A 13005-nucleotide genomic window follows, 5' to 3' on the forward strand; every position below is an offset into this window, starting at 1 on the left:
CGCCGCGCGCGGCGCTCGCGTACACTTGAAGGCGTAATCGTATCCGTCCTCCGAGCACCGAATCGTTGCCGAAAAAGGGGTTCACACCCCGGTAGAGTGGTGCGGACGAGGGCGGGTCGCAGATCCCGAACGAATCGCAGTACCGCCGCCGGCGAATCGCCTGGCGGCCCCGACCCAGACCACCTGGAGGTCCCCCTGTGTCCGCGCCTGCTCTGCTCGTCCTGGAAGATGGCACTGTGTTTCATGGTCAGGCGATTGGCGCCCTGGGCCAGACGGTTGGCGAGGTGGTGTTCAACACCGCGATGACCGGGTACCAGGAGATCCTCACCGATCCGTCCTATCACCGGCAGATGGTCACGCTGACCTATCCGCATATCGGCAACACCGGAACGAACCCGGAGGACGACGAGTCCTCGCGGGCCCATGCCGCGGGCTTGATTATCCGTGATCTGCCGCCGCTGGTGTCCAACTGGCGCTCGCGCGAGTCGCTGCCGGACTACCTGCTGCGTCATGGCATTGTGGCGATCAGCGGGATCGATACCCGCAAGCTGACCCGCATCCTGCGCGAGAAGGGCGCGCTGAACGGCTGCATTCAGGCCGGCGACGTGGACGAGGCCTCGGCCCTGGCGGCCGCGCGCGAGTTCCCCGGGATCAAGGGCATGGATCTGGCGCGCGAGGTGACCACGCGCAGCCGCTACGAGTGGCTGGAAGGGACTTGGCAGCTGGGCGAGGAGCCGGCGCGGGTCGATGCGAAGGCCGCCGACTATCACGTGGTGGCTTACGACTTTGGCATGAAGCAGAACATCCTGCGCATGCTGGCCGATCGCGGCTGCCGCGTGACCGTGGTCCCGGCCGAGACGCCGGTGGACGAGGTGATGGAGCTGAAGCCCGACGGGGTGTTCCTGTCCAACGGGCCGGGCGATCCCGAGCCCTGCACCTATGCGATCGAGGCGATCCGGGATTTCTGCGAGCGCAAGCTGCCGCTGTTCGGGATCTGCCTGGGGCATCAGTTGCTGGGTATCGCCAGTGGCGGCAAGAGCGTGAAGATGAAGTTCGGCCACCACGGGGCGAACCACCCGATCCGGCACGAGGCCAGTGGGCGAGTGATGATCTCGTCGCAGAACCACGGCTTCGCGATCGACGAGGACAACCTGCCGGAGACGCTGACGCCGACGTACCGGTCGCTGTTCGACGGCACGCTGCAGGGCATCGCCCGCACCGACTGCCCGGCGTTCAGCCTGCAGGGCCACCCCGAGGCGAGCCCGGGGCCGCATGACGTGTCCCCGGCGTTCGACGACTTTGTCGAGATGATGCGCACGGCGCGCAGCTAACGCCTTCCCCCCGATTTTCCGACCGAATTTCCGATTTCGACAGCCTGCGAGAGCCGTCACATGCCCAAGCGTACCGACATCCAGAGCATCCTGATCCTCGGGGCCGGCCCGATCGTGATCGGTCAGGCCTGCGAGTTCGATTACTCCGGCGCCCAGGCCTGCAAGGCCCTGCGCGAGGAGGGCTACCGGGTGATCCTGGTGAACTCCAACCCGGCGACCATCATGACCGACCCCGAGATGGCGGATGCCACCTACATCGAGCCGGTGGACTGGCAGACGGTCGCCCAGATCATCGAGAAGGAGCGCCCGGACGCGGTGCTGCCGACCATGGGCGGGCAGACCGCGCTGAACTGCGCGCTGGACCTGTCCCGGGAAGGCGTGCTGGAGAAGTTCGGAGTGGAAATGATCGGTGCCAACGAGGCGGCGATCGATATGGCCGAGGACCGCGACCACTTCAAGGCGGCGATGGCTGATATCGGCCTGGATACGCCGACCGCGATGCTCGCGCACTCCTGGGAGGAGGCGCAGGAGATCCAGCCGAAGATCGGCTTCCCGGTGATCATCCGGCCGTCGTTCACCCTCGGTGGTTCGGGCGGCGGCATCGCCTACAACCGCGAGGAGTTCGAGTACATCGTCAAGAACGGGATCGATCTCTCGCCGGTGAACCAGGTGCTGCTGGAGGAGTCCGCGCTCGGCTGGAAGGAGTTCGAGATGGAGGTGGTCCGTGACAAGGCGGACAACTGCATCATCATCTGCTCGATCGAGAACCTCGATCCGATGGGCATCCACACCGGCGACTCGATCACCGTGGCCCCGGCGCAGACCCTGACCGACAAGGAATACCAGATCATGCGCGACGCCTCGCTGGCGGTACTGCGCAAGATCGGCGTGGAGACCGGTGGCTCCAACGTGCAGTTCGCGATCAACCCGGAGAACGGGCGCATGATCGTGATCGAGATGAACCCGCGGGTGTCGCGTTCCTCCGCGCTGGCCTCCAAGGCGACCGGCTTCCCGATCGCCAAGGTCGCGGCCAAGCTGGCGGTGGGCTACACCCTCGACGAGCTGAAGAACGACATTACCGGTGGTCTGACCCCGGCCTCGTTCGAGCCGTCCATCGATTACGTGGTCACCAAGATCCCGCGCTTCACCTTCGAGAAGTTCCCGCAGGCGGATGCACGCCTGACCACCCAGATGAAGGCGGTGGGTGAGGCCATGGCCATTGGCCGCACCTTCCAGGAGTCGTTCCAGAAGGCGCTGCGCTCGATGGAGACCGGCATGGACGGCCTCGACGAGCGCATCGATCTGACCGCCGATGACGTGACCGATCAGCTGCGCACGAAGCTCGCCAACCCCAGCCCCGAGCAGGTGCTGTACGTGGCCGATGCCTTCCGTGCGGGTTTCTCGATCCAGGATATCTTCGACCTGACCGCGATCGACCCCTGGTTCCTGGCCCAGATCCAGGAGCTGGTGGACGTCGAGAAGGGCGTGAAGGACCGCATCCTGGGCGAGATCAGCGCCGAGGAGATGTACCGTCTGAAACAGCGCGGATTCTCCGACCTGCGCCTGGCGAAGCTTGTGAACGATACCGAGAAGGCGGTGCGCAAACACCGCCATGGACTGGGCGTGCGCCCGGTGTACAAGCGGGTGGATACCTGTGCGGCCGAGTTCGCGACTACCACGGCCTACATGTACTCCTCGTACGAAGAGGAGAACGAGGCGGATCCCACCGACAAGCAGAAGATCATGGTGCTGGGCGGCGGGCCCAACCGCATCGGTCAGGGCATCGAGTTCGACTACTGCTGCGTGCATGCCGCGCTCGCGATGCGCGAGGACGGGTACGAGACCATCATGGTCAACTGCAACCCGGAGACGGTCTCGACCGATTACGACACCTCGGACCGGCTGTATTTCGAGCCGCTGACGCTGGAGGACGTGCTGGAGGTCGTGGCGACCGAGAAGCCGGCCGGCGTGATCGTGCAGTACGGTGGCCAGACGCCACTGAAGCTCGCGCGGGACCTGGAGGCCGCTGGCGTGCCGATCATCGGCACCAGCCCGGACTCCATCGACCTGGCCGAGGACCGCGAGCGCTTCCAGGCCCTGCTGAACAAGCTGGGGCTCAAGCAGCCGCCGAACCGCACCGCGCGCAGCGAGGAGGAGGCCGAGAAGCTGGCCGAGGAGATCGGCTACCCACTGGTCGTACGTCCGTCCTACGTGCTCGGTGGGCGCGCGATGGAGATCGTGCGCGACCGCGAGGACCTGCGCAGCTACATGAAGAACGCGGTGTCCGTCTCCAATGATGCCCCGGTGCTGCTGGACCGCTTCCTGGATGACGCCATCGAGGTCGACGTCGACGCGATCTCGGATGGCGAGAACGTGATCATCGGCGGGATCATGGAGCACATCGAGCAGGCCGGCGTGCACTCGGGCGACTCCGCCTGTTCCCTGCCGCCGTTCTCGTTGTCCATGGAACTCCAGGACGAGATGGTCGAGCAGGTGCGCAAGATGGCACTGGGCCTGAAGGTCGTCGGCCTGATGAACACCCAGTTTGCGATCAAGGGCGACGATATCTACGTGCTGGAGGTGAATCCACGGGCCTCGCGCACCGTGCCGTACGTCTCCAAGAGCGTCGGACGGCCGCTGGCCAAGATTGCCGCGCGTTGCATGGTCGGGCAGACCTTGCCCGAGCAGGGCGTGGGCGATGCGGTCTATCCGGACTATTATTCGGTGAAGGAATCGGTGTTTCCGTTCGCCAAGTTCCAGGGCGTGGACCCGATCCTGGGGCCGGAGATGAAATCCACTGGCGAGGTGATGGGGGTCGGGCGCAGTTTTGCCGAGGCGTTCGCCAAGAGCCAGCTGGGAGCGGGCGTACTGTTGCCGTCCACCGGCAAGGCCTTCGTGTCGGTGCGCGAGATCGACAAGCCGCACGTGGCGGAAGTGGCCCGGCGCCTGGTGGAGTTGGGCTTCGAGGTCCTGGCGACGCGTGGCACGGCGAACGTGCTGGAGGAAGCCGGCATTCAGGTGACGCGCGTGAACAAGGTCACCGAGGGTCGCCCGCACATCGTGGACATGATCAAGAACGACGAGATCAGCTTCATCATCAATACCGTGGAGGGGAAGCAGTCGACCTCCGACTCCTACACCATTCGCCGCGAGGCGTTGATGCACAAGGTGGGCTATACCACCACGATCGCCGGGGCCAAGGCCACCGTACAGGCCCTGGATCACCTGGGGGCGAATGACGTCTTCCGGCTGCAGGACCTCCACCAGGAAAATCTCGGAGGGAAAAGCGCATGAACAAGACGCCCTTGACCGTGACTGGCGCGGAAAAGATGAAGGAAGAGCTGAAGAAGCTGAAGGGCGAGGATCGCCCGCGCGTGGTCAACGCGATCTCCGATGCGCGCGAGCACGGCGACCTCAAGGAGAATGCCGAGTACCACGCGGCACGCGAACAGCAGAGCTTCATCGAGGGCCGCATCCGCGAGCTGGAGTCGAAGCTCTCCAACGCCCAGATCATCGACGTGGCCACCCTGCCGCAGACCGGCAAGGTGGTGTTCGGGACCACCGTGGTGCTGGAGGCGACTGCGGACGGGCGCCAGGTCACCTACAAGATCGTTGGTGACGACGAGGCCGATATCAAGAACAACATGATCTCGGTGTCTTCGCCGATTGCGCGGGCGCTGATCGGCAAGGAAGAAGGCGACGTCGTGACCGTGCAGGCCCCGGGCGGGGAGACGGAATACGAGATCCTGGAGGTTCGCTACGTCAACTGATGACGCGGCGGGTCCCGGTCGCGCTCAGGGGCGCAACCGGGCGGTGGGGTCAGGCCGGGTCCAGGGAGACCTTCGGGTCATCCGGGTTGCGGCGGAACAGGGTGGCGACATAGCCGACGCGTTGCACTCGCGCGGCGCCGGTGCGTTCACAGAGCTCTTCCACGGTGCCGTTGCGGACCTCGCGGTCGCCGATGTTCACCTTGATCTTGACCAGCTCGTGGTGGGTCAGCGCCAGCTCCAGCTCCGCCAGTACGGCATCAGTCAGCCCATTGCGGCCAATGGTCACGATGGGCTTGCGCGGATGGGCGAGGCTGCGCAGATGGCGGCGTTGCGCGTCGGTCAGATTCACAGGAGGCCATTTTTCAGTGTTTAAACATCAAAATTGTAGCATGCCGTCCGCAGCTGCGAGGCCGCTCAATGCCCAAGCGTAGCCGCTCCAGTCAGCGCTGGTTGAAGGAGCATTTCGACGATCCCTACGTCCAGCGGGCCCAGCAGGAGGGTTACCGCGGGCGGGCGGTGTACAAGCTGCAGGAGATCGATGAGCGCGACCGGTTGCTGAAACCCGGCATGCGCGTGGTGGACCTCGGCGCGGCACCGGGCGGCTGGACGCAGTACGCCGCTCGGAAGATTGGCCGCAAGGGCGTGCTGATTGCCACGGACATCTTGCCGATGGACCCGGTGCCGGGCGCGGAGATCGTCACCGGCGACTTCCGCGAGGACGCCGTGCTGGACGCGATACTTGCCCTGGTGGGCGATGAGCGTGCCGATCTTGTGCTTTCCGACATGGCCCCCAACCTGACCGGGACGGGTGCGGTGGATCTGCCGCGTTCGATCCATCTTTGTGAACTGGCGCTGGACTTGGCGACACGCATTCTGAACCCCGGGGGCGCATTTCTGGTCAAGCTGTTTCAGGGTGAAGGTTCTGATGCCTATCTGGCCGAGGTGCGTCGGCGGTTCGGCTCGGTAAAGGTGCGCAAGCCGAAGGCATCGCGGCCACGGTCACGCGAAGTGTACGTATTGGCGCGTGAGCCCCGGGATGTGTAAAGCTGCCAAAAGCTAACGATTAAATGTTCTTCGAGGTGTCGTTTTGAACGGTCTGGCCAAGAATCTGATCATCTGGGCGGTAATTGCCGTCGTCCTGATGTCCGTCTTCAACAACTTCGGCCCGCAGCAGCAGACGCAGGATGTTCGGAGCATTACGTACTCCGAGTTCATCCGCGACGTGCAGGGCGGTCGCGTGGACAACGTGACCATCAAGGGTGAGAAGATCGAGGGTACGACGATCGAGGGCCAGGCGTTTACCACGGTGAACCCGAACGACCCCGGTCTGATCGGCGACCTGCTGCAGAACAACGTGGAGCTGAACGCCCACGAGGAAGCCGAGCGCTCCCTGCTGATGAGCATCCTGATCAGCTGGTTCCCGATCCTGTTGCTGATCGCCGTGTGGATCTACTTCATGCGCCAGATGCAGGGCGGTGGTGCCGGTGGCAAGGGCGCGATGTCCTTCGGCAAGTCCAAGGCCAAGCTGATGTCCGAGGACCAGGTCAAGGTCAGCTTCAATGACGTGGCCGGCTGCGACGAGGCCAAGGAGGAGGTGACCGAGCTGGTCGACTTCCTGCGCGACCCGTCCAAGTTCCAGAAGCTGGGTGGCCAGATTCCGCGCGGCGTGCTGATGGTCGGCTCTCCGGGTACCGGCAAGACGCTGCTGGCCAAGGCGATTGCCGGCGAGGCCAAGGTGCCGTTCTTCAGCATCTCCGGTTCCGATTTCGTCGAGATGTTCGTTGGCGTGGGCGCCTCGCGCGTGCGCGACATGTTCGCCGAGGCCAAGAAGCACGCCCCCTGCATCATCTTCATCGACGAGATCGACGCGGTCGGTCGCCAGCGTGGTGCCGGCATGGGCGGCGGTCACGACGAGCGTGAGCAGACCCTGAACCAGCTGCTGGTCGAGATGGACGGCTTCGAGGGCACCGAGGGGGTTATCGTGATTGCCGCGACCAACCGTCCGGACGTGCTTGACCCGGCGCTGCTCCGCCCGGGTCGCTTCGACCGCCAGGTGGTGGTGCCGCCGCCGGACGTACGCGGTCGCGAGCAGATCCTCAAGGTGCATATGAAGAAAACGCCGATCTCCGACGACGTGCGTCCGGATCTGATCGCGCGCGGCACGCCGGGTTTCTCCGGCGCGGATCTGGCCAACCTGGTCAACGAGGCGGCGTTGTTTGCGGCGCGCTCCAACAAGCGCCTGGTGGACATGTCCGACTTCGAGCGCGCCAAGGACAAGATCATGATGGGCGCCGAGCGCAAGTCCATGGTGATGTCCGAGGACGAGAAGAAGCTGACCGCCTACCATGAGGCCGGCCACGCGATTGTTGGCCTGACGGTGCCGGAGCACGACCCGGTCTACAAGGTCAGCATCATCCCGCGTGGGCGGGCCCTGGGCGTGACCATGTTCCTGCCCGAGGAGGACCGCTACAGCCACTCGAAGACGCGTCTGGAGAGTCAGCTGGCGAGCCTGTTTGGCGGGCGTCTGGCAGAAGAGATTATCTTCGGCAATGACAAGGTGACCACCGGAGCCTCGAACGATATCGAGCGCGCCACTCAGATCGCCCGCAACATGGTCACCAAGTGGGGCCTGTCGGAAAAGCTCGGCCCGCTGGATTACGGTGAGGAAGAAGGGCATCCGTTCCTGGGTGGGCAAATGGGCAAGTCGAAGCCGATGTCCGACGACACTGCGCGCCAGATCGATGCCGAGGTCCGTCACATCATCGATGCGAACTACCAGCATGCGAAGCAGATCCTGGTCGACAATATCGATACGCTGCACGCGATGGCGCGGGCACTGATGAAATACGAGACCATCGACGACAAGCAGATCGCGGACATCATGGCCGGGCGCGAGCCCCGCGAGCCGGCGGATTGGGATAGCGGCGGCGGTTCCGGTGGCTCGGCGCAGGCCAGCGACGAGGCCGAGGGTGGTGCCTCGGATGCCGATGGTGACGCCAAGGACGGCTCCGATGGTCGGGGTGACGATGACAAGGGTGTGGTCGGCGGTCCTGCGCCGCAGTCCTGATCCGTCCACTTCGTGACCGGGCTTGGGTCCGGTCGCCGCCACTGGCCGCCAGGCCCTCGTCCTGGCGGCCTTTTTCGTTGGGTACTCACAGGAGAACGCCGATCGTGCCGACTGACGCACCGGTACTGCAATGCGGGGGGCACGCCCTAGACCTTGGGCAGCCGCGGATCATGGGGATTCTGAACGTCACCCCGGACTCGTTCTCCGACGGTGGCCAGTACGCGCGGGTGGAAGATGCGCTGACGCGGGCCCGCGCCATGGTCGCGGAGGGGGCCGAGATCCTTGACGTGGGCGGTGAATCCACTCGCCCCGGTGCGGCGCCAGTGGCGCTGGAGGATGAGCGTCAGCGGGTGCTTCCGGTCATCGAAGCCCTGCGCGCGGAACTGGATGTTCCGCTGTCCGTGGACACCATGAAGCCGGAGATGATGCGCGAGGCGGTTGCCGTCGGTGCCGGGATGCTGAATGACGTGAACGGCTTTCGCGCCGAAGGGGCGCTGGCGGTCGCGATGGGGGCGGCCCGCGAGCGTGGCGTAGCGCTTTGCGCGATGCACATGCAGGGCGATCCGCAGTCGATGCAGCGGGAGCCGCATTACGACGATGTGGTGGACGAGGTGCGCGCCTTCCTCGAGCAGCGGGTGGCGGAGTTGTTGCGTGGCGGCGTGCCGCGCGGCCAGATCCTGCTGGATCCGGGCTTCGGCTTCGGCAAGACCCTGGAGCACAACGTCGCGCTGTTTCGCGGCCTGCCGCGCCTGGCGGCCTCCGGCTTGCCGCTGCTGGTGGGCGTCTCGCGCAAGTCGATGATCGGTCAGCTGCTGGATGACCGTCCGGTCGCTGAGCGGGATCCCGGCAGTGCCGTGGCGGCCCTGTTGGCGGCACAGGCCGGTGCGCGTGTCCTGCGTGTGCACGATGTCTCGGCGACCCGTGATGCCCTGGCGCTATACTCAGCGTTGCGACCGGATGGTGGCGACGGACAGGACAATCGAGGGAACTGATGGGCAAGTATTTCGGAACCGACGGCATCCGTGGGCGCACCGGCGACTGGCCGATGACGCCGGAGTTTGCGCTGCGCCTCGGGTATGCCGTGGGCGAGGTGCTGGGCGAGAACGGCCACCGCCAGGGGCCGGTCCTGGTGGGCAAGGACACGCGCGTGTCCGGCTACATGTTCGAGTCGGCACTGGAGGCCGGGTTGTCCGCCGCCGGGCTGGACGTTGCGTTGCTGGGACCGATGCCGACCCCGGCCATCGCCTACTTGACGCATACCTTCCGTGCCACTGCGGGCGTCGTGATCAGTGCCTCGCACAACCCATTCCACGACAACGGGTTCAAGTTCTTCACCCCCGAGGGCGACAAGCTGCCGGATGCGACCGAGGCGGCTATCGAGGCGCGTCTCGATCAGCCGGCACAGCCCATCAACAGTGCGCGTCTGGGCAAGGCCGTGCGCATCCAGGATGCCGCTGGACGCTACGTCGAGTTCTGCAAGAGCGCGATCCCGGCGCGTTCCGAGCTGCGCGGGATGAAGATCGTCATCGATTGTGCCCACGGTGCGACCTACAACGTCTCCCCGCACGTGTTCGAGGAGCTGGGGGCACAGGTCGAGATCCTCGGCGCCAGTCCGGACGGCTACAACATCAACGACGGGGTCGGCGCCCTGCACCCGGAGAACGTCGCCGAACAGGTGCGGGCGACCGGGGCGGATCTCGGCATCGCGCTGGACGGCGACGGCGACCGGGTGATCTTGGCCGATGCCGACGGCACCGTGGTCGACGGGGACCAGATCCTCGGTATCCTGGCGCTGGCGCGGCAACAGGCCGGGGGCTTCGACGGCGGTGTGGTCGGGACCCTGATGACCAACCTGGGGCTGGAGCAGGCCCTGGGGGGCGCCGGCATCCCGTTCGTGCGCGCGAAGGTCGGGGATCGCTATGTCCTGGAGGAGCTCCGCCGTCGCGACTGGACCCTGGGCGGCGAGGGGTCGGGTCATATTGTCTGTCTGGAGCACACCACGACCGGCGACGGTACGGTGGCGGCGTTGCAGGTTGCACACCTGATGCACCGTACCGGTCAGCCGCTCTCGGCGCTCGCAGCGGCCATTCCCAAGCTGCCGCAGTGCCTGATCAACGTGCCCGTCAGCGGTGCCGCGGCCGGCTGCCTGGAGGCCGAGCCAGTGCGCGCCGAGGTCGCCGCGGTGGAGGATCAGCTCGGCCAGCGTGGCCGGGTCCTGCTGCGTCCCTCCGGTACCGAGCCCCTGGTGCGGGTGATGGTTGAGGGCGAAGATGTCGACGAGACCCGCTCGGCCGCCGAGCGCATCGCGGACAGCATCCGGGCGGCGATCTGATTGCCGCAACCAAGCCTCGCCTGCGCGCCCCGCGACGGCTTGGTTGATTTGCTACCGGTGCGCCGGTAACATCCCGCCGCTCTAATCATCATGATCGGACCCCGTGTATCTGCGGGGTTCGGCCGATCGCAGGAGGAAGATCCGCATGCGCACGCCGCTGGTCGCCGGAAACTGGAAGATGAACGGTTCGCGGGACGCGAACCGCGCGCTCCTGTCCGCCCTGAAGGGCAGCCTGGGCGACATCCGGGGCGTGGACGTGGCGGTCTGCCCGCCCGCGGTCTACCTCGCCGAAATCGCGAATGACCTGTCCGGTGGCCCCATCGCCGTCGGCGCGCAGGATTGTTCCGACCAGGAAAAGGGTGCCTACACCGGCGAACTGGCCGGCTCCATGCTGGCCGAGGTGGGCTGCCGCTATGTGATCGTCGGGCATTCCGAGCGCCGCGAGCGGCAGAACGAGGACAATGCCTGGGTAGCAGCCAAGTTCGTTGCGGCGCAGGCCGCCGGGCTGACGCCGATCCTGTGTGTGGGCGAGCAGAAGGCCGACCGCGAAGGCGGGCGCACCGAGACTGTGGTCGCCGAGCAACTCGATGCGGTCCTGGATGCGGCCGGAGTCGAGGCGTTCGACCGCGCCGTGATCGCCTACGAGCCGGTTTGGGCGATTGGCACCGGTCTGACCGCCACGCCGGAACAGGCCCAGGAAGTGCATGCATTCATCCGCAATCGTGTTGCGGGTCGCGACCCGCAGGTCGCAGCCGATCTGCGCATCCTCTACGGGGGCAGCATGAAGGCCGATAATGCGGCCGGCCTCCTGGCGCTCGAGGACATCGACGGCGGTTTGATCGGCGGTGCCTCGCTGGATGCCGACGCATTTTCCGCCATTGCCCGCGCCGCGGGCGAGCAGGTCGCGGCATGATTTACGGCCTGCTCCTGGTGGTCCAGGTCGCGGTATCGCTTGGCCTGATCGCGCTGATCCTGATGCAGCACGGCAAGGGCGCCGATGCCGGCGCGGCCTTCGGCAGCGGCGCATCGGCGACGGTGTTCGGTGCGGCCGGGTCGGCGAACTTCCTGAGCCGCTCGACGGCCGTGCTGGCGGTGGTCTTTTTCCTCAACAGCCTGACGCTTGCGTATCTGGCGGCATCCAGCCCGGAGGCCGAGAGCCTGCTGGACCAGATGGAGGCAATGGAAGAAGAGGGCGATGGTCCGCCGGACCTCCCGCCCGAAGTGCTCCCGGGGCAAGAGCCCCCGGGTGGCAGCGGCCCGCAATCCGGCCGGCCGGCCGATGTGCCCGATTGAGATCCGGTACCTGTACGAATTGGCAGATGTGGTGGAATTGGTAGACACGCTATCTTGAGGGGGTAGTGGCGCAAGCCGTGTGGGTTCGAGTCCCACCATCTGCACCAAATACTCGTTGCCCCGGGCCGCTGAATATCTGTCGGCGCCCGGGGTAATTAACAATAAAAACAGCATCTTATAAAATTACGAATACTTGACACCGTTTTTGGGCATCACCTAGACTCCGTGCCCGGTGTACGGCTCTGCCGCGTCTGTGCGGGACCGAGTCGTACCCGCGCTTTCAACCAGCAACGCTGAACGGCTCGCCGGCGCGCTCGATCCACGCGACGCCTCGCGAACCTGCCCGCCTGAGGCGGCGTACGGGAGAGAGAAATGCTGGAAGGTTATTTACCCATCCTGCTGTTCATCGCAGTAGGCATCGTGATCGGCGTCGTGCCGCTGGTGGTCGGTATGGCCGTGGGTCCGCACAAGCCGGACGCGGCGAAAAATTCGCCCTACGAGTGCGGCTTCGAGGCCTTCGAGGATTCGCGGCTGAAGTTCGATGTCCGCTTCTACCTGGTCGCGATCCTGTTCATCATCTTTGATCTCGAGATCGCGTTTCTCTTCCCGTGGGCCGTGTCGCTAGACACCATTGGCCTGTTCGGGCTTCTTGCGATGGCCCTGTTTCTTGTCATTCTGGTCGTCGGTTTCATCTACGAGTGGAAGAAGGGGGCGCTGGAATGGGAATAGAAGGCGTTCTTGAGAAGGGCTTCGTCACCACCTCGGCGGACAAGCTCATCAACTGGGCCCGCACCGGGTCGCTCTGGCCGATGACCTTCGGTCTCGCGTGCTGCGCGGTGGAGATGATGCATGCCGGTGCCGCGCGCTACGACCTCGACCGCTTCGGGATCATCTTTCGGCCGAGCCCGCGCCAGTCGGACGTGATGATTGTGGCCGGCACCCTAGTCAACAAGATGGCGCCGGCTCTGCGCAAGGTCTACGACCAGATGCCCGAGCCGCGCTGGGTGATCTCCATGGGCTCCTGCGCCAACGGGGGCGGGTACTACCACTACTCCTATGCGGTGGTGCGCGGTTGCGACCGCATCGTGCCGGTGGATGTCTACGTGCCGGGGTGCCCGCCGACGGCGGAGGCGCTGCTCTACGGCATTATCCAGCTGCAGAACAAGATCCGGCGCACGAACACGATCGCGCGCTGACGCACCCGGGGTAGCA

The 13005-nt window shown here is 65.5% G+C and carries 12 protein-coding genes and 1 tRNA gene; 12 read left to right on the forward strand and 1 reads right to left on the reverse strand.

Translation table 11 applies throughout. The features are described from left to right. Positions 1–197 precede the first annotated feature (197 nt). The 3 genes from carA to greA are packed head-to-tail and all read left to right on the forward strand — an operon-like array spanning position 198 to position 5101. Positions 198–1331 (forward strand): glutamine-hydrolyzing carbamoyl-phosphate synthase small subunit, encoded by a 1134-nt coding sequence (carA, locus tag B0684_RS10935; RefSeq protein ID WP_018176464.1) that lies wholly within the window; start codon positions 198–200, stop codon positions 1329–1331. A gap of 60 nt (positions 1332–1391) precedes the next feature. Beyond that, entirely contained in the window at positions 1392–4625 is a 3234-nt protein-coding gene (gene carB / locus B0684_RS10940) for a carbamoyl-phosphate synthase large subunit (protein WP_018146245.1), read from the forward strand. After that, positions 4622–5101: a transcription elongation factor GreA gene (greA, locus tag B0684_RS10945; protein WP_018146244.1), complete on the forward strand. Its 480-nt coding sequence runs from the start codon at positions 4622–4624 to the stop codon at positions 5099–5101. Before carB ends, greA begins: the two co-directional genes overlap by 4 nt. A 49-nt stretch (positions 5102–5150) precedes the next feature. Here greA and yhbY read toward each other — a convergent pair whose 3' ends face one another. Beyond that, positions 5151–5450 (reverse strand): ribosome assembly RNA-binding protein YhbY, encoded by a 300-nt coding sequence (gene yhbY / locus B0684_RS10950; protein ID WP_018146243.1) that lies wholly within the window; start codon positions 5448–5450, stop codon positions 5151–5153. Positions 5451–5518: 68 nt separating this feature from the next. On the opposite strand from yhbY, the gene rlmE reads away from it, so the two are divergent. The 9 genes from rlmE (at position 5519) to B0684_RS10995 (ending at position 12989) form a co-directional block, all read left to right on the forward strand. After that, positions 5519–6145, forward strand: a complete 627-nt coding sequence (gene rlmE / locus B0684_RS10955; RefSeq protein WP_018167907.1) for a 23S rRNA (uridine(2552)-2'-O)-methyltransferase RlmE — start codon at positions 5519–5521, stop codon at positions 6143–6145. A 43-nt stretch (positions 6146–6188) separates the two neighbouring features. Next, entirely contained in the window at positions 6189–8168 is a 1980-nt protein-coding gene (gene ftsH / locus B0684_RS10960) for an ATP-dependent zinc metalloprotease FtsH (RefSeq protein ID WP_018146241.1), read from the forward strand. A gap of 104 nt (positions 8169–8272) precedes the next feature. Further along, positions 8273–9160 carry a dihydropteroate synthase gene (gene folP, locus B0684_RS10965; RefSeq protein ID WP_026305865.1) on the forward strand — a complete coding sequence of 296 codons (888 nt, stop codon included), beginning with the start codon at positions 8273–8275 and terminating at the stop codon, positions 9158–9160. Next, positions 9160–10500, forward strand: a complete 1341-nt coding sequence (gene glmM, locus B0684_RS10970; RefSeq protein WP_018167905.1) for a phosphoglucosamine mutase — start codon at positions 9160–9162, stop codon at positions 10498–10500. Before folP ends, glmM begins: the two co-directional genes overlap by 1 nt. A 145-nt stretch (positions 10501–10645) precedes the next feature. Continuing rightward, a complete protein-coding gene (gene tpiA / locus B0684_RS10975; protein WP_018167904.1) occupies positions 10646–11413 on the forward strand; it encodes a triose-phosphate isomerase in 768 nt (255 codons plus the stop codon). After that, complete coding sequence (secG, locus tag B0684_RS10980; RefSeq protein ID WP_018167903.1) at positions 11410–11793, forward strand: preprotein translocase subunit SecG; 384 nt, start codon at positions 11410–11412, stop codon at positions 11791–11793. Before tpiA ends, secG begins: the two co-directional genes overlap by 4 nt. Before the next feature lie 22 nt (positions 11794–11815). Further along, positions 11816–11900 (forward strand) — tRNA-Leu (locus B0684_RS10985). 265 nt (positions 11901–12165) lie between these two features. Beyond that, a complete protein-coding gene (locus B0684_RS10990) occupies positions 12166–12522 on the forward strand; it encodes an NADH-quinone oxidoreductase subunit A (protein WP_018146236.1) in 357 nt (118 codons plus the stop codon). Then, entirely contained in the window at positions 12513–12989 is a 477-nt protein-coding gene (locus tag B0684_RS10995) for a NuoB/complex I 20 kDa subunit family protein (RefSeq protein WP_012982122.1), read from the forward strand. Before B0684_RS10990 ends, B0684_RS10995 begins: the two co-directional genes overlap by 10 nt. Positions 12990–13005: the final 16 nt, after the last annotated feature.

This window comes from Thioalkalivibrio versutus (genome assembly GCF_001999325.1).
Classification (GTDB): Bacteria; Pseudomonadota; Gammaproteobacteria; order Ectothiorhodospirales; family Ectothiorhodospiraceae; genus Thioalkalivibrio; species Thioalkalivibrio versutus.